Genomic DNA, 282 nt, shown 5'->3' on the forward strand with positions numbered 1-282 from the left:
CAGGACACAAGCCAGCGAAACCATCGCGGCGTAACTTTTTGCGAGCTTGTCGAAGCGCGTGACGATCCGGCGGTTCTCTTTCAACCAGCCAAACATGCGTTCGATGATGTTGCGCTGTCGGTATTTGGGCCGGTCGAACAGTCTGGGTAAGCCAGGCTTGGGCTTGCGCTTCATCGAGCGCAACGGGATGACGGGCTGCATTCGATATTGGTCGCAGTAGCGGCGTAGCGCTTCGGCGTCGTAGCCCTTGTCGGCAAGTAGCCACTTACAGCGCTTGCGCGG

1 protein-coding gene is annotated in these 282 nt (G+C 58.9%); it reads right to left on the reverse strand.

Annotated elements, in window-relative coordinates; all coding sequences use genetic code 11:
* The coding region (locus tag FS777_RS21310) for a transposase (protein WP_145257608.1) at positions 1 to 282 on the reverse strand (282 nt) is incomplete at both ends.

The organism is Pseudomonas sp. DE0157 (genome assembly GCF_007678615.1).
Taxonomy (GTDB): domain Bacteria; phylum Pseudomonadota; class Gammaproteobacteria; order Pseudomonadales; family Pseudomonadaceae; genus Aquipseudomonas; species Aquipseudomonas parafulva_B.